The organism is Winogradskyella maritima, assembly GCF_042650215.1.
In the GTDB taxonomy this organism is placed as follows: domain Bacteria; phylum Bacteroidota; class Bacteroidia; order Flavobacteriales; family Flavobacteriaceae; genus Winogradskyella; species Winogradskyella maritima.
Window position 1 is genome coordinate 18,430 of sequence record NZ_JBHSAT010000001.1, and the last position, 23,872, is coordinate 42,301.

The 23,872-nt window shown below is 39.6% G+C and carries 24 protein-coding genes; 4 read left to right on the plus strand and 20 right to left on the minus strand.

Going from position 1 to position 23,872, the window contains the following annotated elements; genetic code table 11:
• The first annotated feature begins 2 nt into the window (after positions 1–2).
• The gene (locus tag ACFOSX_RS00065) at positions 3–1,325 is read left to right on the plus strand and encodes a serine hydrolase (RefSeq protein ID WP_386095742.1); all 1,323 of its coding nucleotides are present in this window, start codon (positions 3–5) and stop codon (positions 1,323–1,325) included.
• Here the strand turns inward: ACFOSX_RS00065 and ACFOSX_RS00070 are convergent.
• The 10 genes from ACFOSX_RS00070 to ACFOSX_RS00115 form a co-directional block, all read right to left on the minus strand.
• Complete coding sequence (locus ACFOSX_RS00070) at positions 1,322–4,078, minus strand: Npt1/Npt2 family nucleotide transporter (RefSeq protein WP_386095745.1); 2,757 nt, start codon at positions 4,076–4,078, stop codon at positions 1,322–1,324. The two genes, ACFOSX_RS00065 and ACFOSX_RS00070, sit on opposite strands and share 4 nt — an antisense overlap.
• An 88-nt stretch (positions 4,079–4,166) precedes the next feature.
• A complete protein-coding gene (locus ACFOSX_RS00075; RefSeq protein ID WP_386095748.1) occupies positions 4,167–5,156 on the minus strand; it encodes a serine hydrolase in 990 nt (329 codons plus the stop codon).
• Positions 5,157–5,217: 61 nt separating this feature from the next.
• The gene (locus tag ACFOSX_RS00080) at positions 5,218–5,655 is read right to left on the minus strand and encodes a PepSY-like domain-containing protein (RefSeq protein WP_386095751.1); all 438 of its coding nucleotides are present in this window, start codon (positions 5,653–5,655) and stop codon (positions 5,218–5,220) included.
• An 82-nt stretch (positions 5,656–5,737) separates the two neighbouring features.
• Positions 5,738–7,279: an acyl-CoA carboxylase subunit beta gene (locus tag ACFOSX_RS00085; protein ID WP_386095754.1), complete on the minus strand. Its 1,542-nt coding sequence runs from the start codon at positions 7,277–7,279 to the stop codon at positions 5,738–5,740.
• A gap of 31 nt (positions 7,280–7,310) precedes the next feature.
• Positions 7,311–8,759, minus strand: coding sequence for an acetyl-CoA carboxylase biotin carboxylase subunit (gene accC, locus ACFOSX_RS00090; RefSeq protein WP_386095757.1), 1,449 nt, complete (start codon positions 8,757–8,759; stop codon positions 7,311–7,313).
• A gap of 3 nt (positions 8,760–8,762) precedes the next feature.
• Positions 8,763–9,236, minus strand: a complete 474-nt coding sequence (locus tag ACFOSX_RS00095; RefSeq protein ID WP_386095759.1) for an acetyl-CoA carboxylase biotin carboxyl carrier protein subunit — start codon at positions 9,234–9,236, stop codon at positions 8,763–8,765.
• Positions 9,229–9,927: a PrsW family intramembrane metalloprotease gene (locus ACFOSX_RS00100; protein WP_386095762.1), complete on the minus strand. Its 699-nt coding sequence runs from the start codon at positions 9,925–9,927 to the stop codon at positions 9,229–9,231. Before ACFOSX_RS00100 ends, ACFOSX_RS00095 begins: the two co-directional genes overlap by 8 nt.
• Entirely contained in the window at positions 9,924–10,481 is a 558-nt protein-coding gene (locus tag ACFOSX_RS00105; protein ID WP_386095765.1) for an NUDIX hydrolase, read from the minus strand. Before ACFOSX_RS00105 ends, ACFOSX_RS00100 begins: the two co-directional genes overlap by 4 nt.
• Positions 10,481–11,647: an aminotransferase class V-fold PLP-dependent enzyme gene (locus ACFOSX_RS00110; RefSeq protein WP_386095768.1), complete on the minus strand. Its 1,167-nt coding sequence runs from the start codon at positions 11,645–11,647 to the stop codon at positions 10,481–10,483. The genes ACFOSX_RS00105 and ACFOSX_RS00110 overlap by 1 nt, the downstream gene beginning before the upstream one ends.
• Positions 11,647–12,738: a M42 family metallopeptidase gene (locus ACFOSX_RS00115; RefSeq protein ID WP_386095771.1), complete on the minus strand. Its 1,092-nt coding sequence runs from the start codon at positions 12,736–12,738 to the stop codon at positions 11,647–11,649. The genes ACFOSX_RS00110 and ACFOSX_RS00115 overlap by 1 nt, the downstream gene beginning before the upstream one ends.
• A gap of 123 nt (positions 12,739–12,861) precedes the next feature.
• Between ACFOSX_RS00115 and ACFOSX_RS00120 the strand changes: the two genes are divergently transcribed.
• Entirely contained in the window at positions 12,862–13,533 is a 672-nt protein-coding gene (locus ACFOSX_RS00120; RefSeq protein ID WP_386095774.1) for a DUF4294 domain-containing protein, read from the plus strand.
• Positions 13,534–14,169: a PAQR family membrane homeostasis protein TrhA gene (trhA, locus tag ACFOSX_RS00125; RefSeq protein WP_386095777.1), complete on the plus strand. Its 636-nt coding sequence runs from the start codon at positions 13,534–13,536 to the stop codon at positions 14,167–14,169. It begins immediately after the preceding gene.
• Between the two features lie 367 nt (positions 14,170–14,536).
• Here the strand turns inward: trhA and ACFOSX_RS00130 are convergent, their stop codons facing one another.
• From ACFOSX_RS00130 to ACFOSX_RS00165, 8 genes are all read right to left on the minus strand, one after another.
• Positions 14,537–15,319: a DUF1206 domain-containing protein gene (locus tag ACFOSX_RS00130; RefSeq protein WP_386095780.1), complete on the minus strand. Its 783-nt coding sequence runs from the start codon at positions 15,317–15,319 to the stop codon at positions 14,537–14,539.
• A 78-nt stretch (positions 15,320–15,397) separates the two neighbouring features.
• Positions 15,398–15,736: a n-acetylglutamate synthase gene (locus ACFOSX_RS00135; RefSeq protein WP_386095783.1), complete on the minus strand. Its 339-nt coding sequence runs from the start codon at positions 15,734–15,736 to the stop codon at positions 15,398–15,400.
• Positions 15,736–16,107 (minus strand): VOC family protein, encoded by a 372-nt coding sequence (locus ACFOSX_RS00140; protein ID WP_386095786.1) that lies wholly within the window; start codon positions 16,105–16,107, stop codon positions 15,736–15,738. The genes ACFOSX_RS00135 and ACFOSX_RS00140 overlap by 1 nt, the downstream gene beginning before the upstream one ends.
• 6 nt (positions 16,108–16,113) lie before the next feature.
• The gene (locus ACFOSX_RS00145) at positions 16,114–17,001 is read right to left on the minus strand and encodes an SMP-30/gluconolactonase/LRE family protein (RefSeq protein ID WP_386095789.1); all 888 of its coding nucleotides are present in this window, start codon (positions 16,999–17,001) and stop codon (positions 16,114–16,116) included.
• Between the two features lie 41 nt (positions 17,002–17,042).
• A complete protein-coding gene (locus ACFOSX_RS00150; RefSeq protein WP_386095792.1) occupies positions 17,043–17,375 on the minus strand; it encodes a hypothetical protein in 333 nt (110 codons plus the stop codon).
• 115 nt (positions 17,376–17,490) lie between these two features.
• Positions 17,491–18,039 (minus strand): GNAT family N-acetyltransferase, encoded by a 549-nt coding sequence (locus tag ACFOSX_RS00155; RefSeq protein WP_386095795.1) that lies wholly within the window; start codon positions 18,037–18,039, stop codon positions 17,491–17,493.
• Between the two features lie 3 nt (positions 18,040–18,042).
• Positions 18,043–19,128, minus strand: a complete 1,086-nt coding sequence (locus ACFOSX_RS00160) for an amidohydrolase family protein (RefSeq protein ID WP_386095797.1) — start codon at positions 19,126–19,128, stop codon at positions 18,043–18,045.
• Positions 19,129–19,190: 62 nt separating this feature from the next.
• A complete protein-coding gene (locus ACFOSX_RS00165; protein ID WP_386095799.1) occupies positions 19,191–19,643 on the minus strand; it encodes a DinB family protein in 453 nt (150 codons plus the stop codon).
• Positions 19,644–19,697: 54 nt separating this feature from the next.
• Here ACFOSX_RS00165 and ACFOSX_RS00170 point away from each other — a divergent pair, with 54 nt between their 5' ends.
• Positions 19,698–20,900, plus strand: a complete 1,203-nt coding sequence (locus ACFOSX_RS00170) for a multidrug effflux MFS transporter (RefSeq protein WP_386095801.1) — start codon at positions 19,698–19,700, stop codon at positions 20,898–20,900.
• On the opposite strand, the gene ACFOSX_RS00175 is transcribed toward ACFOSX_RS00170, so the two are convergent.
• Together ACFOSX_RS00175 and ACFOSX_RS00180 are read right to left on the minus strand one after the other, a co-directional pair.
• Positions 20,897–21,517, minus strand: coding sequence for an L-threonylcarbamoyladenylate synthase (locus tag ACFOSX_RS00175; RefSeq protein WP_386095803.1), 621 nt, complete (start codon positions 21,515–21,517; stop codon positions 20,897–20,899). The two genes, ACFOSX_RS00170 and ACFOSX_RS00175, sit on opposite strands and share 4 nt — an antisense overlap.
• A gap of 13 nt (positions 21,518–21,530) precedes the next feature.
• Complete coding sequence (locus tag ACFOSX_RS00180; protein ID WP_386095805.1) at positions 21,531–23,861, minus strand: ATP-dependent helicase; 2,331 nt, start codon at positions 23,859–23,861, stop codon at positions 21,531–21,533.
• Positions 23,862–23,872 lie beyond the last annotated feature (11 nt).

Consider the following 23,872-nt stretch of genomic DNA (forward strand, 5'->3'; position numbering starts at 1 on the left):
TCATGAAAAGTATATTGAAAATCAGCACATCGTTCGGACTTATTATCGCACTAGGTCTTTCCATCTACCCGATTGATGGTTACGAGCGTACAGGTATAAAGAGATTATATCAAATCCGTCAAATGCAGTTAGACAGTGTACGCTACACAAGAATCCCTGCTGGTGCGTATTTAAAAACTGAAGATATTAAATTAAATCTCACAAGTAGAGCTGGTGATAGTATCGACGCACTTTTGGTTGAAGACCCAGAATTCGCAAAGAAAATGGACCGCATTATTCCAGGAGGAAACTACTCCACTGCAGTTTTGGACATGACGAATCCAGATGCTCTTAAATATACAGAACACCGTGAGGAACGTGGTTACCAACCTGGAAGTGTTGGTAAAATTGCCGTCCTAAACGCGGTATTTTATCAATTGGCTAAAATCTGTCCTGATTCTTGGGAAGACCGTGTCATGTACTTAAAAGACATTGAAGTGTCTGCACGTTATTGGGGAACTGGCGACCACCATACCGTACCAATTTATGATATTGAAAACGACAAATTACGTAAGCGACAAGTTGTGGCAAGTGACAAATTTTCTCTTTATGAATGGTTAGACCATATGGTATCCGTAAGCAATAATGGCGCCGCTAGTGTAATGTACCGTGAGGCAATGTTAATGGCCGCATTTAAAGAGCAGTATGTTAATCTTACTGAAGAACAAGGCGAAGCTTATTTTAAGGAAACACCTAGAGATTCGCTGACTAATCTGGCCAACACCGTTGTCAACGAACCATTGAGAGAACTTGGTATTACTGAAGATGAATGGCGCTTGGGTGGTATGTTTACACGCCCTGCTGGAAAATACGTTGGACGAAAAGGCGGAAGTATTGGAACCACTAGAGGATTGATGAAATATTTAGTACAGTTAGAACAAGGAAAGGTTATCGATGAAAACTCTAGTTTAGAAATGAAGCGTTTGCTCTATCTCACGGACAGACGTATTCGCTACGCCAAATCGCCACGTTTAGATTCTGCCGCTGTTTACTTTAAATCTGGTAGCTACTACAAATGTGACCGCACTAAAAATCCAAATTGCGCTAAATACGCAGGTAACGTATTCAATTATATGAATTCAGTGATTATAGTGGAGCATCCTAATGGAATAAAATATATTGTCTGTTTAATGACCAATGTACTTAATAAAAATTCTGCTGGAGCACATATGTACCTTGCTAGTAAAATTGACGATTTAATAACGGATAATGTGGACCTTCCGGAAGTTAAGGAAGAGCCTTATGTGGATTCTCCTGATGAAGTAGGTGATTCAGACGGTAATTAGGCGTAGAATTGTTGCATAGTCTCTCTAGCAAGTGTTACAATTTCAGGGTTTTTATGCTTTAATAGGCGTCTTACAAGTGTGGCATAACTTTTATCATTATGGATTTTAATAAGGCGCAACATTTCTAATTTCATGCGCTTTCCACGTCTCACAACAAGCATGGCGATAAGTTTATTTTCCGGAAGAATCTTTGGACTCAATGGAGCACTTTCCAAATCATCTCTATCAACGGTATAATATTCTACAATTGGAAGAATTTCAGTTCTAATTTGGCTTTGTAACAGATTATCTAGAAACTCCAAAGCATTGATCTTCGCTTCTTGCACATCACTCATAATGCCAGAATAACTGACGTTAATATCGGCTTCGTCATACATAAGACTAAGCAACTTAAAGACACACTCAAAACTTTGTTCCAATTGCTCCTCCAGAATGTAGACCACGCTTTGTCTGGCTACATCTAATTCTGAAGTGGCATTTTCAGACTTTAAATCATCAGGATAAATGACTAGAATTTGCTTGAATGAAGCAATAGCATCTATAGTATCGTTAGCATATTTGCATTCTCTAATAATAAGCGTTTTGATGCGCCGTTTGTTAATTTGAAGCGATTCGTACTTCGATTTTAGCTTCATTAAGGATTTGGATGCCTCTAGGCGAATAATCACATCTTTACTGCGGAGCAAACGCATCAACACTTTAATGGATTGCTTGGAATGGAAAGACTCAATTAGCTTTGGAATATGGCGCTTTTCGGTATTATTAAGGGATTCTGAAAGCTCTAGCTTCAAAATTGTCTTGGTAATTTCACTTCCATAATTTTTCAGAGCTTTTATGGCTGGTTTTCGAAACTGTTTTTGCGACAAAAAGTGAAGTAACTTTTCCCTGTAGTGAATATCTTGAGTTATCCCTGCCGCCTTTATCGCGTGTTTTACCACGTAACTGTCGCCATGCCCAAAATGTTGATCAATGAAGGGGTAGAATTGAACGCGCTTTGAGTAAGCAATCGTCATTAAAAGTTTGGCGATGTCGGGTCCACTAGCCTCATTACCCAAGTCCCTTAAAGTTTTTATGCGTCGCTCAATACGCTCGTCTAGTCCGTAGCGCTTTCGCAGTTTTTCATTACGAACGGTTTCTTTTCCCAAACAGAGTAAAGCCGAGCTAGCTATTGTATCATTTTTATGGTTGAGATAAGCCGAAAAGAAATCACTACTAGATACGTTGGAGTGTTCTAAAATATAGGTCAAGGCCGTATGAGACAACTTCTCATCATCAGAATGAATAAGCGTTTTTACCTGCTCAATTGCCGTGCCCTTATCATAACTATATAGGTCTTCAATAACTTCAGCCTTCACTCTATCTGAAGGTGAATTTAAAAGTCTAATGATTTCAGGTTTTAGGGCTTTTATCCTATACGAACTTAATTGCTTAAGTACGCTTAAAATGGCTTCTTCATCACCCGAGTTCAATATTCTTCGAACTTGAGCAATGGTATTTTCACGCTTTGGCTTTCCTTCAATCGCTTCACTGGTTAGTGTTCTTTGAATATTTATTCTGAAGGAATTAAAATAGGCTTCACGCAGTTTATAAATAAGAATAATCCAAATAAACGATAAGGCCAGAATAATTGTTGTGATGTATCCAGTGGACAAATCGAGCTTTCTGACTAAAAGGATTAAAAGTAATCCCGCTAAACCAGTTGCAATACTATCCACAGCAACATCAATAAAGGATTTGGCTTGATTCTTAATCTGAAACGGAATTGGCATAATGGATAATTCTACCGCCGCTTTATTTAGCGATTGTTTAAAGCTCCCATCGATTCCTTTAATGATGATTAAAACCCATAATTCTGGAAATGTTAAAAACAATAAACTCCCTAAAGCAATGCCGAGCGGTAAAACTAGTAATGTAGATGCAACACCTAGCTTACTCAATACACGATTGGTGGCAAAGAGTTGTAAACATAAAGCAATAACGTTAAATGTAGAAAACCAAAATCCAAAGAACGATGCTAAATCGTCCGAATTGAGAATGGCTCTATTGGCGAAATCACTAAACTGAAAATCGACCAATTTGGCCACAATAACACTAAGACCGATGATTAAGGCCAAATACGTTAAATGCTTAGATTTAGATATGATCTTTAATGCTGGTTCACTACCACTTTCGTCATTGAACTTACGCTGTTTTCTAATATAGATATTTAGCTTTCTAATTCGTAATTTCCAAATTTTGTGCATTATGGGAACACATAACGAGATAAGTACTGCAGCTAGAACAATAGCAGATATATTTCCGAATGCAGAAACAATAACACTGGTTAAATAGCCTCCAAAAACACCACCGGCAATGGCACCCGCGCCAATAAAACCAAATAAACGTTTGGCTTCACGCGAATCGAAAACCAGATTTGCCAATATCCAGAATTGAGATGTGGCAATTACGGCAAAAAGTGAAATGCCAACGTAATAAACATAGAGCATCCAATCGTTTAGAAAACCTCTTAGAATAATAAAGGCAAGGGCTAAGAAAAATAAGGCAAAACTGATCAAGGAAATGGAAGTGACCTTTAGTAAAGAAAACCGTTTTATACCCTTATTGTAATAGTATGTGGTAATAACGGCAATAATAGCAACCAGTATATAACCGTAGGGAAGATGGGACGCTCCAAGCTCTGATAGGAAAAGAGCATTCACTATGGGTTTAACAATAAGCAGTACTGTAATCACCAAAAAGATATACAGTTGCATTAAAAAAGAGATGTATATTTCACCATCTCTTATGCCAAACGTTCTATTTAAAAATGCTCTAATCGTTTATAGTTTTATTGTGTTGAAACTAACTGGCCTTTCTATTCGCCTTCATTACTTTTTCTAATGGTCTTACCAAATCACGAATGATTTTTTCGCCGAAATCATTATCGATCAAAGCTACGATAATATAACGACGGTTGGGCCCCCAAACCAATGCTGAGTCTGAATGATAATTTTTCCAAGACCCCGACTTTCTGAAGATTTTTGCCTTAGGCGCAATCTTCTCAATAGTATTTACAAATTTATGATGCAATGCTGGATCAACCATTATATCTAACATCTCCTTAGATTTTTCTTCGCTAATCAGATTACCCATAGCTAATTGATAGTAAAAGCTGGCGACTTGGCGGGTTGTTGCCGCATGGCTTAATCCTTTGATTGGCTCAGGATAGCGGCGACCGCCGGCTGCGTATCGCTTTCCTACCCAAAGGCCTCCGCCCTCTTCTTCATCATAAAATTTATTTTGCGGTGCACGAAGAACGGCTTCAATCTTCTCATAGCCTACCCTGTCGATGTTTCGTGTTGAGGCGGCATTGTTGGACTTACTGATCATTAGACGTAAATCCTTTCGCAAATCGGGCGTATCCTTAAGTTCACCTTTATCCAAGGCATCCATAACCGCCAATAAAATAGCTATTTTAGGAAGACTAGCCGCATACATCATTGACCGGTCATTAACTCCAGCATACTTAATATTGTTAACGTCGTGTAAATCAACTATGGCCACGGACATTAAATCTCGTGCAATCAAGTTTTTCCAAAGTTTATTTTTATTCAGTTCTATTTCCAAAGCCTTTTGAAGTCTATCATTTTCGAGCTCATATAATGGCTCTACTTCTTCTTCGTGTGGAATCGGTAATTCAATCTTCTTATTCTGTAAAATTTCTGGATAGACCTCTCTTGAAGGCGCTTCCTGTGAAATCGCCAAATCCATATTCTTATTCTTTCTATTGAAATCACATCCTACTAAACTGAAGGACATAAAAATTGCTATTAATAATTGTATCTGTTTCATATTATGTTTTCTGTTTGCCCTTATACGTTCAAAGGCTGTGCCGTAGATGTGGAAAATATTATTATTTCCCATTAAGTATTGTACCATCTTCTCTAAATTCGACATCTAAATTCTTTCCTTTACGCTTAAACTCAACATCATAAAATTTTCCTTTGGTGGCATGTTCAACCAACTCCACCTCATTAATCTCTCTGTCGCCGAAATCGTTTTCTATTCGTTTTAGAATTGCTATAGGAAGTTCCTTAGCTTTTATTGAAACCTCTGTTTCTATCCATCGGCCATCTTTAGTGAAGTCAGCTCTATATTGTTCTCCGTTTCTTTTAAATTGAATTTCAATATTGCCGTGAGAATCCTTTTCCCAATCGTAGCCCTTTTCTCCAGGATATTTACTGGCAAACGCTTCTTTGACTGCATTTGGAATTTGAGCTTCCGATTTAGAAAAGCAACTAAGTCCAAGAATAGCAATAAAAAAGGTAATGAGTTTAAGTGATTTCATCATAATGTTGTTCAGCTTGAATGATACGCTATATATTATAAATGTGTTGACGCAAACCACTTTATTCTTAGCGCGTATCTTTAAATTATAACGGTATATTCCCGTGCTTGCGCTTCGGTTGCTCCACGGTTTTATTCTGAAGCATGCTAAAGGCTTTGATTAATTTTCGTCGTGTATCCGAAGGAATTATTACTTCATCTACAAACCCGCGTTCTGCGGCACTATACGGATTGGCGAATAATTCGGCATATTCCGCTTCCTTCTCTTTCCATTTTGCTTCTTTATCGTCGGCCGAAGAAATCTCACGTTTAAAGATGATTTCGGCCGCGCCTTTGGCGCCCATCACAGCTATCTCTGCATTAGGCCATGCAAAGTTCATGTCTGCACCAATATGTTTAGAGTTCATAACGTCATAAGCACCACCATAAGCCTTACGGGTAATCACGGTAACTCTCGGAACTGTGGCCTCACTGAAAGCGTACAATAATTTAGCGCCGTGTACAATAATACCATTCCATTCTTGGTCCGTACCTGGCAAAAATCCGGGTACATCTTCCAAAACTAAAAGTGGAAGATTAAAACAATCGCAAAAACGTACAAAACGGGCGGCCTTTTTAGAGCTATTGACATCTAAAACACCGGCCAAATACAAAGGTTGATTTGCAACTATACCCACACTTTTTCCGCCTAATCTGGCAAAGCCAACTATTATGTTTTCCGCGTAATTCTTATGAATTTCGAAAAAAGAATCCTCGTCGATAATACCCTTGATGACATCGTGCATATCATAAGGTTTGTTGGGATTATCTGGAACGATATCCATCAGCACCTCTCGTTTTTCATCATTTAATTTAAAGAGTAAGTCCGAAGGTTTTTCCGTATTGTTTTGAGGCAGATAACTCAATAATGTCTTTAAATCTTCAAGACATTCCACATCGTTTGATGATGTGATATGCGCCACGCCAGATTTGGTGGAATGCGTACTCGCACCACCCAGTTCTTCGCTCGTTACTTCTTCATTGGTTACCGTTTTTACAACGTTTGGTCCAGTCACAAACATGTAACTCGTATCCTCTACCATCATGGTAAAATCGGTCATCGCAGGGGAATACACCGCTCCACCAGCACAAGGTCCCATAATCGCTGAAATTTGAGGTATAACACCAGACGCCTGTACATTCCGATAAAAGATGTCGGCATAACCACCAAGCGAACGCACCCCTTCCTGAATTCGGGCGCCACCGGAATCGTTTAATCCAATTAATGGCGCACCAACTTGTAAGGCCATATCCATGATTTTACAAATCTTTTCGGCATGGGTCTCCGATAAGGAACCGCCAAACACCGTGAAGTCCTGTGCAAAAAGATAGACCAAACGCCCATCAATAGTGCCGTAACCCGTCACTACACCATCACCATAAAACTTTTGGTTTTCCATGCCAAAGTCTTTTGTTCTGTGCGTCACTAATGCACCAATTTCTTCGAACGAGCCTTCATCCAATAAATAGTCCACCCGTTCCCTAGCGGTGAGCTTTTTCTTTTGATGTTGCTTATCAATTCTGGCTTGACCACCGCCTAGTTTGGCCTGGTCTAGCTTTTCGTTAAGGGCTTTTATTTTAGGATTCATAGACAGTCGTTTAGTTAAAATTTAATAAGACTTAGTTTGAAGTCTTCGGTACACGCAAGCGATTTTGGTCTTCCTCATACACCTTAAACGCTAATCGGGATGCAATTTCTGCCTCTCGCTTTTGTTGCTCCAAGAGCATTTCAGGCGAATAATACTTTTTTACAAAATGCGTATCAAAATTACCAGAGGTAAATGCTTCATGCTCACAAACAAAATGGCCAAATGGCAAGGTCGTTTCTACGCCTTTTACTTTGTAATTCTTTATGGCGTTCTTCATTAAGAGAATCGCCTCTTCACGCGTTTTACCAAAGGTAATCAGCTTTGAAAGCATGGGGTCGTAGTAAATAGGAATGTCCATGCCTTCCTCAAAACCATTATCCACACGAATGCCTTTTCCTTCCGGAAGTTCATACTGTTCTAAAGTTCCTACACTTGGCAGAAAATCATTCAAGGGGTCTTCGGCATAGACTCTTAATTCCAACGCATGACCTTTAATTTTTAAATCGTCTTGCTTAATCTGAAGTGTTTCTCCTCTCGCCACTTTAATCTGAAGTTCAACCAAATCAACTCCTGCAATAATTTCCGTTACCGTATGTTCTACTTGAAGACGCGTATTCATTTCCAAGAAATAGAAATTATGGTCGGCATCCAACAAGAATTCCACTGTTCCTGCACCGACATAATCACAGGATTTAGCAACATCTACAGCGGCCTGTCCCATGCGTGCTCTTAATTCTTCAGACAACACGGCGGAAGGTGCCTCCTCTACCACTTTTTGGTGGCGACGTTGAACACTGCATTCGCGTTCAAACAAATGGATAATATTACCATGCATATCTGCCATCACCTGAATTTCAATATGGCGTGGTGACTTTACGTATTTTTCAATAAACACGGAACCATCTCCAAAAGCAGATTTGGCTTCGCTTATCGCACGATTCATTTGGGATTCCAATTCTTCGCTATGCTCTACAATTCGCATCCCTTTACCACCACCTCCGGCAGACGCTTTAATTAAAATTGGGAAACCTATCTCCTTAGCTATAGCTTTTGCCTTTTCTGGGTCTGTAACTGCCTCATCGATACCTGGCACCATAGGGATATCATAGGCTTTGACCGTTTCCTTAGCGGCCAACTTACTACCCATAAGGCGGATGGCTTTAGATTTTGGTCCGATAAAAATGATATCATTCGCTTCACAAAGTTCCGCAAAGTCTGCATTCTCGCTCAGGAATCCATAACCCGGATGGATGGCATCGATATTCAAGGCCTTGCAGGCGTCGATGATTTTATCGCCTCTTAAATAGGATTCATTGGACGGTGCAGGCCCAAGCAATACCGCTTCATCCGCAAACTTTACATGGGGCGAATGGCGGTCCGCTTCGGAATACACGGCCACGGTCTTAATGCCCATTTTTTTTGCTGTGGTCATGACTCTAATGGCAATTTCGCCACGGTTGGCAATCAATATCTTCTTCATAGGTTAGGATTCAAATTCTAGAAGTAAACTATTTTTTTCAACCGCTTCACCTTGTTTAACGGAAATGCTTTTTATGACACCTTCTCTTGGAGAGGCGATGACGTTTTCCATTTTCATGGCTTCGAGAATGAGCAGGGTGTCGTTTTCTTTTACTTCAGTTCCTTCGGACACAGTAATTTCAAGAATAAGTCCCGGCATTGGCGCTTTTATCTCGGAAACTTGTTTTGAACTTCCGACTTCAAAGCCCATTTCTGTAATTCGCTGGTCTAATTCATTTTGAAGGGCAACGTCATACAAATTGCCATTGACTTCAATGCGATACATTCGTTTTTTGAAGTCTGTGGATATCACTTTGGCGTTGAAGGATTCATTATTGTCAATAATATGAAATTCAGTATTTGATGACGATACGGCATCAAGTTTTGAATCGTCATTCAATTCAAACTCCATAGCATCGTTTACTTTTGCTTTATACATGTTCGGTTGGATTGTTAGAAGGTTTAAAATACGAATTCCGTTGGTGTATCTTTATCGCTTTCCGACTTAAAATTATCGCAACTATAAGTGATACAAAGGCACCAATTGAAATACCTGGTATAAAATTGATAAACAAAAAGAAATCATAGGCACCGTGGAATAATGTCGCCAACAAAAGGCCGGCCATATTAAGGGAAAATCTGTTGTTAGAAAATTTTGCTTTACCCATATAATAACCCATCAGCACTCCAAATGTAGCATGCGCAGGTACGGCCGTAAATGCACGAAGAATGGCTACGCCATATCCCCCTTCCAATACATAGAGGATGTTCTCAGTACAAGCAAACCCCATTGAGACCATAACCGCGTACATGATACCATCATAAGGTTCATTAAAGGCCTTTCGGGTTTGAGCAAAGTATTTAACGATGATATATTTACTGAATTCCTCTGCTAGCGCCACAACGACAAAGGCCTGAATGAATTGCTGAACAATAGAAAACTCGTCGGTAATAGGTAACAATCGTCCTGTAATCAAATACAAAATGGTAACGATGATGATACTTCCGACCGCACCCAGGAGAAAACTAAAAAAAAGCAACCACTTAGGCTCCTTATCAAACTTATCCTGAAAATAGATATACAGAATAATCACAAATATTGGCGCAACGGCCATCAGTAATAAACTCATCGGCTTAATTGTTTGGTTATGGCGTCGGCTACAAAGCTATAATAGTCTTTGTTCGAAGGTATGAAGTGTCCATTAGTGGCACTATTTTCAACAAGGTTTTTAAATTCGGGTATTGACACCAATTTTAAAGCTTCTACTTCATTTTCTTGCGGAATTAAGTTGGCAAGCTTCGATTTTAGTTGAGCGATGTATACTTGATGAAACTCGTAATCCTTAATCTGTCCTTCGTTGTATTCAGACTGGTGTAAACACGTTCCGATTTTAGTCAACTCTCGACTGTCCAAAGTCAAACCAATTTCTTCTTCAGTTTCTCGAAGAACGGCAGTTCTAAAGGATTCCCCTGAATCAATATGCCCTGCTACAGACACATCCCATAGCAAAGGATGAATGGCCTTTTTGTGAGAACGTTGTTGCAGAAGGATATGGCCGTCCGACGTAAATAACCACAGATGTATGGTATTATGAAAATGACCTTTAGAATGAATTTCGGACTTCAAGGCCGATGTTTCGGTAGGATTTCCATCCGCATCCATAATATCAATCAGCTCATCCATTAGGCTGGTGTCATTATGGATTTTACGGTTTCGACCAATCGGTTAAAATCGTGTTTTGTATTAAAGAGATGACAGCTCAAACGCATGTAGCGACCACGGAAGGAGACATATATTTTGGCTTTTGCCAATTCTTGTTTGAGAGCTTCAATATTAAGGTCTTGTGGAATTTCGACACCAAATAAATGCTTGGCTCTAGTTTCTAGTTTATGGACATAAAACCCAAGATTGACCAATTCTTCAATCGCCGATGTTGAAATAGAATCGCAATACTCCTGAATAATATCTGGTGGAAACTGCGCAACCTGCCTTAAAGCTTCGCTTTGCATCCTTACATATATAAAACTGCCATTTTCCCCAACATTATAGCGAGATGCCAAAGGTTTGTACTGAGGCTGGTAATCCGTCAATCCTGCGAGATTTTCACTGTACAATCGGTTAGACCAGTTTTCTTCAATTGGGACGCCATCGTCAAAATAAGGACCGTAGTACCCATAAGCACAGCCATAAGGACCGAAAAGCCATTTATAGCCGGCGCAAACCAAAGCGTCTGGCTGAATCTCTTTTACCGAAAACGGCAACGCACCAATAGACTGACTTCCGTCAACAATCAGTAAAGCATCATGCTTTCTGGTTTTTTCACGAATGGCTTTCAAATTGAAAATAATCCCATTCGCCCAATGAATTTGTCCCATAGCCACCAAAGCCGTATTCTCATTTATGGCCTCGAGAATGGCTTCATTCCAAAGTTGTCCACAATTGTCACGGTCTTCAGGTTGATGAATGACTTTTACCGATGCGCCATAGGTTTCGACTAAACGTTTCCAGATGTAATAATTACTTGGGAATTGCTCATCGATAACCAAGATTTCATCCGTCGATTTAAGCGTTACATTATTAGCCACATTGGCCAATCCGTAAGATACTGAGGGTAATGATGCAATCCGATTATGGTCATCAGCACCAATGATATCCGCAAATTGTTTTTTCAGTTGAGAAACAGGTTCAAAAAAGTCTGAACTAGGAATCACGTAAGGCCGACTCTTTTCCTTAATCGCTTCAATGCCAGCCTCCTCAATAGATAAAAACGAAGGCGATAAACTGGCCGTATTTAAATAGGCTATGTCTTCCGGAATATCAAAAAGATTGCGCTGGTTTTTAATTGTCATTACTTGACGAAATAACTAAATGTATCGCCATCCTTGATGTTTAATAGCGAATTATAAATCAATTTTATCACATTTTCAACATCCTCTTTATGTACCATTTCCACGGTGGTATGCATATAACGCAGTGGTAATGAAATCAATGCGGAAGCTACACCACCATTACTGTACGCAAAGGCATCAGTATCCGTTCCTGTTGCTCTTGACAATGCTGAACGCTGAAACGGAATCTTCTCTTTTTCGGCGGTATCTGTAATTAAGTCGCGCAATTTCTGTTGTACGGCTGGTGCATAAGCGATGACCGGACCTTTACCTATTTCTGCCAAACCTTGCTTTTTCGGGTCAATCATCGGTGTTGTGGTATCATGAGTTACATCAGTCACGATGGCCACGTTTGGCTTGATGGTTTGCGTAATCATTTCAGCACCTCGTAAACCTATTTCTTCCTGAACGGAATTGGTAATGTACAACCCGAAAGGCAATTTCCTCTTATTCTCGTGTAACAGTCGGGCCACTTCGGCAATCATAAAACCTCCCATGCGGTTATCTAAAGCACGACAAACGAATTTGTCTTTATTCAGAATATGAAATTCATCCGGATAGGTAATTACACATCCAACATGTACTCCCATTTTTTCGACTTCATCCTTGTCTTTCGCGCCAATATCAATACATATATTATCGGGCTTTGGCGGTTCTTCTTTCGATTTATTTCTGGTATGAATCGCTGGCCAACCAAACACGCCTTTTACGATGCCTTTTTTAGTGTGAATGTTCACCACCTTACTCGGTGCAATTTGGTGGTCGCTCCCACCGTTTCTAACTACATAAAGCAATCCTTTATCCGAAATATAATTGACATACCAACTGATTTCGTCAGCGTGTCCCTCTATAACGACCTTATATTTTGCCTTGGGGTTAATCACGCCAACGGCCGTACCGTAGGTATCCGTGATAAATTCATCCACATAAGGTTTTAGGTAATCCATCCAAATCTTTTGGCCATCCCATTCATAACCGGTTGGGGATGCGTTATTGAGGTATTTTTCTAAAAAGTCCATCGACTTTTTATTGAGTAATTGCTTTTTTGCCATTCTTAAAAATTTTCAACTAAAATAACAATAATTAACGCCTTTTTTGGGTTATGGCTGTTAATAATTGCTAATTTTGAAGCATAGAAAATCAAGGTTTGGAACGGTTTTCGCTCTAAGTTGACTATGAAATATTTATGCCTCATTTTATGTTGTATTCCTGCTATGCTTTTCGCACAGGTGGAACCCGTTGAACAAGATTCGACCGTGGTGGAATACATTATTATTGAAGGCGACTCCATTCCGAAGACAGCGATAAATCTCGATGAAGTGTTGGTACTTCCGAGATTGAAATTCAAAAACCGGGATGAGCGTGTCCGATATTTGATTTTACAACGAAAAACCCTGAAAGTGTATCCGTATGCAAAGTTGGCTTCGGAACGTTTAACGAGTCTGCAAGAACGTTTAGACCAATTAGACACCAAACGCAAGAAAAAACGCTACGCCAAACGTATTCAGAAATATATTGAAGAAGAATTCTCGGAAGAGCTAAAAAAATTGACCAAGACTGAAGGCCAGATTTTAATTAAGCTGATTCATCGTCAGACGGGAAAAACTACTTTCGAATTAATTAAGGAACTCCGTAACGGCTGGCGCGCCTTTTGGTTTAATAATACGGCGAGTTTATTCGATATTTCGCTAAAAAAAGAATTCGCACCCTTAGAAGATGAAGAAGATTTTTTGATTGAAGACATTCTTCAACGCAACTTTCAGAATGGACGCTTATTACGCCAAAAACCTGCTTTTGATATCGACTATTACGACCTTACCGACAAATGGGTTGACAACAAAAGCTAGATGCGTACACAAACCAAACGGGAAGAACAATTAAATACTTGGACGCACGCTATCGGCGCAATCCTTGGGGTTATTGGATTAATCCTCTTACTTCAAAAATCAAACTGGGATAACGGCATTGAATTGTTCAGTACTCTAGTCTATGGGCTTTCGGTCATTATTTTGTTCTCTGCATCGGCTTGGTATCATGCAGTTTCGGACCCTGTAAAAAAACGAAAACTTCGTATTGCTGACCATATTAGTATTTACGTTTTAATTGCTGGCACTTACACACCGGTTGTACTGATTTTACTCTCAAAAAGTCTTGGCTGGCCTTTATTTTGGGCGGTTTGGGGGATTACACTTTTCGGGATAGTATTAAAGTTATTTTTCATCGGTAAGTTTGAAATCTTCTCAACACTCCTCTACCTGGTTATGGGTTGGCTTATTGTATTCGATTATACAAATCTAAAATTGGTTATGGCCGACCAAGGCATCAATTGGTTGATTGCTGGAGGAATTTGCTATACCGTCGGGATTGTTTTCTACGTTTATGAGAAACTCAAGTACCAACATGTGATTTGGCACTTATATGTTTTGGGCGGTGCATTTTGCCATTTTATGATGGTGTATTACTATGCAATTGGCATTGTATAAACTTCAGCATCTATCCTGCCTGCATAGTTTTATCAATTCTAATTTCTATTAAATTCTATTCATTTTGCCTTGATGCAAATTGCGAAGCACATCATGAGCTCCTTCAAAATAAAATAGGCGAATAAACAAACCAAAAAATCACTATCAAAATATAGGAAATTGCTAAAGCACCATTCGTTCTCGGAACTGCGTGCTTGAAGCTTCGCTTCGCATCTTCGTTCCTTTACTCATTATTTCTGATTTTTGATGCTCAATTCTTCAAATTGATTTGGGGCTTGAATTTCTACTGTTGTGGTTTTAAAAAGCTTAAAAATAGGAGTCCCGAAGATGAAATCTATTTTTCAGAAACAACACTTTTATCCAAAATTTATGAACTTTTATGTGCCCGAATATAAAGATATCGAGCTTTGACGAACTGAAACAAGCCAAAACCGATAAAGCCAACAGCGATAACAGCTAAAAACAATTCACCGTACAAATTTTTGATGTAGCCAAACGCTTCGGATGTCCGACTGATATTACCAGAATGGAATTTTGAATTGGCTTCATAACTAATAAAACCCATCACCAAGAAAACGATACCTCGTGAGGTGATTCCAAATTTAGCCCAATTCATCAATGATTTTTGTACCCTATCTGATAAATCATAGACATGAATTCGCTCCTTAAATCGATTTGAAAAAGCGCGGTAGATTTCAAAAACGCCCTTACCAGCAAAAACTAAGGCGATGATGTAACCTACCCATTCATTCTGATTTATAAAATTATAGATGTCGTAGGATTTTCGTTCCACAGAGTCAAAGTCCAAAATCAGTGAGAGCGTAAAATAGGCCAAAAACAAATAGAACAGTCCTCCTAAAGCATAGGAGATTCGGGTTGCATATCCAATAAAGTTTGCTTTTATATCATCAGCATTGATGTATGCCCTGTAAAATTCCCAAAAGCAATAACAGAGCAGACCCAATGCTAAAATTATCAGTAACACTTTACCAAATGGCAAATCCACAAAATAGCGAATGGCCTTTCTGCTACCTGAAACTTTTCCACCCAATTGCAAGGCAGACAGGACCGTTAGAATTCCAATAATGACATAAATTGTCCCTTTGGATGCGATACCTATTCTTGATAATAATTGTTTTTTGGAAGACAAGCTGTTGGTTTTGCTTTGCAAATTAGAATTTCAAAAGGCAATCGCTTAACCCGATAGCTTTTTTGAGTGGTTGGATTGCTAAATCTCCTCCAACACCGAAGTACCTTCTGATAAATCGCCTGATGTCCATTGCCAAGATTCATGAATTCGGATTTTGCCATTACTCATCACTTCTGGAGTCGAGGTGCATCTGCCAGTCATTAATTCGCCTTTAGTATTTATTTGATGATATACCATGGTAATGACGCCGTGTTCATCCACAGTTCCGAGCAAATGACCTTCTAAAATAGCCTTGCTCTTGTAGGAGCACTGGACTCTATCCTCAGTTTGTTTGTAATGAAAAATGGTATCCTCGGTCACCTCAGCATTGCTAGATGTTGAGACTGGCTTAAAAATTCTGTTATGGTAATGTATCACTAGACGTGCTGGTCTATCAAAATATTATTGCCGTCTGGGTCTTGCAGAACAATACTGGCTGGGCCTTTGCTTTCAGTATCGGCTTCTCGTATTAAGGGGACGCCAGACTTTTTTAATTGCTCCTGAATAGCCCTTACATCATCAAAATCTTCAAGGGTTTTAGCATCTTGGTCCCAACCGGGATTGAAGGTTATGATGTTGCCTTCAAACATATCCTGAAAAAGGCCTACCAAACTATCACCGTTTTTCATAATGAGATACTTTCGTTCTAAATCGCCCGCAAATTGGATAAAGCCCAAGGTTTCATAAAATGCTTTGGACGCGTGAATATCTTTCACACTCAAACTGATTGAAAATGCTCCTAATTTCATAAGTTCTTATTTTAAATTGTAGAATAGTAAACGACTCTGGCGATTCATCGGCAAAAACAATAATGACTTGTCTTTGATATAAGCAATATCTCCAACGCTCATCCCAACGGTGGTTAAGGAATCAATCTCACCATTCATAGATATCAAATGAATATTACCACTTCGCCAGTCGGAAATCAATAATCGCCCATCACCATAAGGGCGAATACCGTCTAAATTCCCGATTTTTCGGGTTATGTAATCTATTTGTTTGGTCTGCATATCAATTTTAGAAACACGCCCACCTTCTTCACTTGCACCCCAAGACGCTACGTACATTGTGCCATCTTCATATAGTAAACCGTTCGGGCGGTCTAAGGCTTCATCAGCCAACCATAATTCAAAATTACCTTTAGTATCTAGTTTATAGATTTCAGAATTTGAAGTATCTGATACGTATATATTGCCTTCGGAATCGATTTCTACATCATTTAAAAAGTTGACACTGTCTTGGGTGTAGGTGTTTAAAATTACTCCCGTATTTACATCGGCTTCCACCAAATGTTTTACATCCGACACAAAAAGCTTATCGCCTGTAACGACAATACCTTTGGGGTCATTCAAGTTTATTATGAACATGGAATCCACCAACGTTCCATCTAATTTCAACTTTGCAATGGAGCCGTCGCCTTCTTCTCGCCCGCCAATTAGCGATGCATAAATATGATTGGTTGTTGCGTCGTACACTGCAGATTCGCAACTCTTGAGCCCGAGGGTTTCTGATGTGAATGTTGCGGTTGGAAGAGCGGAAATTTCGGTTTGAGAGTCCGACGTAGTGCTCTCTTCGGTTTTAGTATCGTTCTTACAAGACGATAAGACGACGAATGCCAAAAGGGCTAAAAGGGTTGATTTCATGATAAGGTAGTTTGATTGATGATTTAAAGTTAGGAGAAAATTTAATAGATAATGTTATCCAAGATGTTATCCAAGTTCTCTTCCCACATTGTAAAATTCTTATCGCTTTTAAAAATGGCGTGCATTTCCTGCTTGAATTCTGTAAGTTCCAAACTCGAAAAATGATGCTTCTGAACGTTTTCATCAATTTTTTCTAAGGCTTCGTCTTCAGAATCTTTTTTGAATTCAGCATAGATGTCTTCAAAATTACTAGACCTGTATTTCGATTTTATCATCTCCAGTTCTTCGGAGGTCTCATTGCGGTCGGCATTGGCACAGAGCAGTAAGATATAGAGTTTTAAATCATCTTTGCTCCAGTTGGAAGGTTTTGACATAGTTTGAAAAAATTATAGTTCAGCGCTTAGGTTCGCTTAGGTTAATCACACTATCAAAAAGAGAAGTTAAATATACCAATTTATTTATAGTCAATGGATTGCAAGAGGTTAAATTTCAATCATCATTGAGCTTACCATAATAGATTAAATCCACAAGCTCACCTTTTGTGGTTTTGTAATCGCATCTAATGGTGCCTTCATTTTTAAATCCTGCCTTCTCAGCTATGGCTCTGGCAGGATGGTTTTCAGAATGTGTTCTTAAAAACAATTTTCTGAAGTTATAGGTATCAAAACAATGTTTACAGAATAACTTGAAGGCTCTTAAAGAAATCCCCTTACCAGCGTACGCTTCATCTATGTACAGACCCATTTCGGTTTTGGGAATATTCCAATCTACATTTTTAAGGTCTAAAAACCCAACGATATCATTGGTCTTGGTATCTAATATGAGATACGGAAAATACTCCCGGCGCTCGGTACGCTCCAGCATTTCAGCTAAAAACATTTTGGTATCGGCGTAGGTTTTGGTTCTTGATGTTGTGCCCGTAAAAAAATCCTCAAGCCGTTCGCGGTTAGTGGACACCATTTTATAATAGGCATCAAGGTCTGAAAGTTCTAAAAGTCGAATATGATAGTGGTCGAAGGTCATCTTTTGACTATGCATTTATTATTCTGGAAACTTCGAGGCATCAATCCCAGGCACAATCCGCAATGCGTTTTTGTAGTATACTTTTTTGAGCACCTCATCGCTCAAATCCAAACCATACATGGCCCAGAATGCATGATATTTCTTGTGATAAGGAAAATATTCATCGTCACTTTCCAAGACACGGAAATAGGTTGGAAATTCTTCAGGCTTCCAACTGTCTTTTCCAAAGAGAATACGGTCTTGGTATTTTTCAAAGAAAGCCTTTGCAAATCTAGGTTGACGCCCCAATTCAGCGATGATAGCACCGATACCGACATTCATATTTGGCATCTCGTCCAACAATGTTCCAAGCTTACCCAAATCATTGGCAAACCAACCCATGTGCGCATGAATGAACGTTGTGTTGGGATGACGTTTAAACATGTTGTGTTGCTCTAGTATAATTTGCTCCCAAGGCGCGGGGTCTGTAGGACTTCGCTTTCTACGCGAGTGTGTTTTTAGCTCCAACCAACGTTCGTTATCCGCATCAAACTCATCCCAAAATGGTTTTGGGTCACCAGCGTGAATCAGAACTGGAATGCCCAATTCGCCACAGGTTTTCCAAATAGGATTTAATCGTGGGTCATCAATTGCCAAACGGTTTCCATCGGCATCTTTATTCCGAAGTCCCAAACTTTTATAAACTTTTAGTCCTACGGCTCCTGCTTTTACATCTGCTCTTAATTGCGCAACCTTTTCCTCTATCCAGCCTTCTGCACCAGCACCTTCAAAATTAATATTACAGAACAACACGAACCGTCCTGGATAGTTGGCATTCGCGTTGTCTAAAGCTTTCACCAAATCTTTACCCGTTCGCCCACTTAAATTCACCATCACCTGAAGGTTTAAGCTGTCCATAGCCGTAATCACAGGTTCTAAATCTTGCGTAGCCATTTGGTATTGATGGCCGTGGACATCGATAAATGGAAACTTGGCCCTATTGATGACCTTCCCCGGAACGACTAGCGTCGATTTTGGATTGTATTCTTCAAAGGTGAGGTCTTGGGCCACTAATAAAGAACTAAAGGACAATGCTACAAGCAAAAAGCGGTAAGATAAATTCATGGATTTTAATTTGAAAGAAAGATACTAAAGCTTTAAAGTATGAAATTAAGATTAATAGGAATTTAACGTGTAACATCAAATAGTCGTCGATGATAATTCAGCTGACCCAAGTGATAGCCCAAATGCGACAGCAAATGCAACAAAAAATATTCTGTGGTCATAAAAGGCTCATCTGGGTTGCGACGGTATTCGGCCTGCAAATCGGTTTTGGATAAGCTTGGAATGACCGCTTCAAGCATTTCTGAAGTTGCTTTTAATTTCTGAATAAGTTCTGCTCTCGGCACATCCCGTAGGGAAAATTCTAAATCACGCTGACGGACATATTCTGTGTTTCCGAGTTTGGCACCGATAAAATGATTCAAATTTCCAACGATATGAAGACTTAACGTTCCTGCGCTATTTAGAATGTCGCCGTCAAGCATCCAGATATTGGTTTCGTGGGAATAGGCGTTCAACTCGGTAATCCACGAATTCAAATCGCGCTTAAATATTTTTAGTAAGGTTTCGGTGATCATTAATTGTGATTTTCTGATTCTAAATTTACTGATTTATTAGCTTAGCTTTGCGCCATGAAAAACGAACAGCAATCCCAATTGGAATTTGTGGTACTAATGGCCGCTCTAATGTCAATTGTAGCACTATCCATTGATGCTGTTTTGCCTGCATTACCTCAGATTGGCGACCATTTGGGTGTTGTTGACACCGCTGACAATCAACTTATAATAACCATGATTTTTCTTGGTTTAGGCGTTGGTCAATTAATTTTTGGCCCGATGTCCGACAGTATTGGACGAAAACCTACGGTCTATTTTGGATTTATTGTTTTTTTAATTGCATCCTACATCTGCTTAACTACTAAAAATTTCGAAGTCATGATTTTTGGGCGTGTGCTTCAAGGTATTGGTTTGTCTTCACCTCGTACCATGTGTATTGCCATGGTTCGTGACAGCTACAGTGGTGATTATATGGCGAAAATTCTATCTATAGTTGTGATGGTATTTATTTTGGTTCCTGTGATTGCGCCGACTTTGGGTCAGTTTTTATTGAATGCCTACAATTGGGAATCTATTTTCACTTTTAATCTGGTTTTCGGCGCATTGGTAATGCTATGGTTTTGGCGACGTCAGCGGGAAACCTTAAAACCCGAATTTAAAAAACGATTCCAATTCTCCATTTTCACCAATGGCACCAGAGAGTTTCTACGAATTCAACCTGCCGTCATCTATACGCTCTTATCTGGTTTTATCACAGGTGCATTTATGGTGTATTTGAGTACCTCACAACAGATATTTCAAATTCAATATGATATGGCAGAATCTTTCCCCTACATATTTGCCAGTCTTGCTATAGCTATTGGATTAGCCACCTATGCTAACAGTCATTTGGTGGTCCGTTTCGGGATGAGAAACATCGTAAAAGTAGCGATGATAGGATTTGTTTTGGTATCTGGATTATATGTGGCGCTTTTTCATACAGGTAACAATCCTTCAATTGAAATTTTACTGCTCTTTTTAACCCTTCAGTTTACAAGTGTCGCCTTTTTATTCGGGAATTTACGTGCATTGGCTATGGACCCGATGGGACATATCGCAGGTATTGGTGCCGCACTTAACGGTTTTTTATCTACGGTCATGGCTGTACCAATCGCTAACTATATCGGGAGTTTTGTCACAACAAGTGTGCTACCCTTATTTATTGGTTTCCTGATTTCTGGTATAATAAGTTTTGGACTGTTCTTTTTGGTTAGAAAACCCGAGCCTGTAACTGTTTAAAATATCTCCAAGCTTCCTTTTCCTTCACGAACAATCACCGGAATTTCTTCAGATAAATCAATTACGGTTGATGGCTCATTGTCACCATAACCACCATCAATAACTAAATCGACAAGATTATCCCATTTCTCCAAAATCAGTTCAGGGTCGGTGGTGTATTCTATTACTTCATCTTCATCCCGAATAGACGTTGAAACGATAGGATTTCCCAAGGCATTAACTAAAGCGATGGCAATGGCATTGTCTGGCACTCTTATCCCGACTGTTTTTCTCTTTTTAAACGGATTCGGAAGGGTTTTTGCCCCAGGTAGAATAAATGTATAAGGGCCAGGCAAAGCACGTTTCAAAATTTTGAAGGTCTGTGTATCAATTTGCTTTACATAATCACTGAGATTACTTAAATCCTCACAAACAAAAGAGAAGTTGGATTTTTCAAGCTTTACACCTTTAATTCTGGCAATACGCTCCAAAGCCTTAATGTTGGTAATATCACAGCCCAAACCATAAACCGTATCGGTGGGATAAATCACCAATCCACCATTCCGAAGAATTTTTACAGCCTTCTGAATATCCCGTGGATTGGGGTTTTCCTCATATAGTCTAAGGTATTCTGCCATAGTATAAAGATAGTTATCCTATTACTTCCAATTTTGCGAAACGCAATAATAATTTCTTTGTACCCCCTTTTTCAAAAGCGATTTCAGCCTTTAAATCTTGACCTTTGCCTTCAATCTTCAAAACTTCGCCTCGTCCAAAACGTTGATGGTTGACCACATTACCAGCCACCAATTTACTATCGAACAAATTGCCACCACCTGAAGTCTTAGATACAGGTTTCATCTTTTTAGGCGAACTAATCTGAAACTTCTCCGGTGCTTTTCGCTCCTTCTTTTGTCGGGTTGGTGCTGTTTTAGGTTTGGCGAATCGGACTTTATTCGGTTCAATATCACCAAAAATTGAAGCATCCAGCATTGGGTTAAAACGGCGTTCTTCCATTGGTGTGATGATGTCCAAGAATTGTTCATCAATTTCTTCAATAAACCGGCTCGGTTCAGCATCAATAAGTTTACCCCAGCGGTAACGGGACAAAGTATGTGTTAAATAGGCCTGCTTTTCAGCTCTTGTTAAGGCCACGTAGAATAGACGTCGCTCCTCTTCCAACTCGCTACGCGTGTTCATACTCATGGCACTTGGGAATAAATCCTCTTCCATTCCCACGATAAACACATGCGAGAATTCCAACCCTTTCGCCAAGTGAATCGTCATCAAGGCGACATGGTCTGGGTCGCCTTTGTCTGCATCTAAATCGGTAGCCAAGGCCACATCTTCTAAAAATTCTGAAAGCGATGCCGTGCTATCCACAATCTCACGCTGACCTTCCACAAAATCTTTGATACCGTTTAAAAGCTCTTCGATGTTTTCCATTTTGGCAACACCTTCGGGCGTACCGTCTTTATTGAATTCACGAATCAAGCCCGTCACTTTCACGACGTGCTCCGCCAATTCAAAAGCATTGGCATTGGTATTCATCACCTGGAAGCTTTCAATCATCGTCGCAAAATCTTGAAGCTTTCCTTGGGTCCCCCGATTGATATTGATATCCAGATTGGAGATATTCTGAATGACTTCAAAAATCGTTTTATCCTCCGCATTGGCCGTCACAATCAAACGGTCAACCGTCGTTTGTCCAATACCTCTAGCCGGAAAGTTAATGACACGTTTTAGGGCTTCCTCATCAGCGGGATTCAAAATGAGACGCAAGTAAGACAAAACATCCTTGATTTCCTTTCGTTGATAAAACGAAAGACCTCCGTAAATTCTATACGGAATATCACGTTTACGCAAGGCATCTTCAATAGCACGTGACTGCGCATTGGTACGATATAACACTGCAAAATCACTGTTATGCAGTTGCTCGTTCATTTTAGTCTCAAAAATGGTACTTGCAATATACCGACCTTCGTCACCATCCGTCATTAAACGATTAACCTTAATTTTTTGGCCTTCGTCATTAGCGGTCCAAACGACTTTTTCAAGCTTGTTCTGATTTTTGTCAATCACCGAATTGGCCGCATTGACGATGTTTTTGGTGGAGCGGTAATTTTGTTCTAATCGGTAAACGGCAACACCATCATAATCGCGTTGAAAATTGAGAATGTTATTGATGTTCGCACCACGGAACGCGTAGATACTTTGGGCATCATCACCGACCACACAGATGTTCTGAAAACGGTCCGACAAGGCTCTCACAATCAAATATTGTGAGTGGTTAGTATCCTGGTACTCGTCCACCAAAATGTATCTAAATCGGTCTTGATATTTGGCCAGTACATTTGGAAAGCGGGTCAACAATTCATTGGTTTTCAGAAGTAAATCATCAAAATCCATCGCACCCGCCTTGAAACAACGCTCTACATAATTTTTGTAGATATTACCCATTTGAGGGCGACGTGCCGCCGCATCGGCTTCCATTAATTCAGGGTTATTGAAATAGGCTTTAACCGTAATTAAACTATTCTTGTAGGATGAAATTCGAGAGCGAATCTGCTTGTATTTGTAGACATCCTTATCGAGATTCATTTCCTTGATGATGGAGGCAATTAAACGGTCAGAATCTTGGGTATCATAAATCGTAAAATTTGAAGGATATCCCAATCTATCGGCTTCATACCGTAGAATCTTGGCAAATACCGAGTGAAAGGTGCCCATCCATAGGTTTTTGGCTTCGCTATTACCAACAATATCAGATATACGCGTTTTCATTTCACGCGCCGCTTTGTTAGTAAAGGTCAGTGCCAAAATATTAAACGGGTCAACGCCTTGATGCATGAGATAGGCAATACGAATCGTCAACACACGTGTCTTTCCCGAGCCCGCCCCAGCAATGATAATCATGGGCCCATCTTTCTGCAAGGTTGGCGCTAATTGCGCCTCATTCAATTGATTAAGATACTTTTCCAATAGTCATTTTT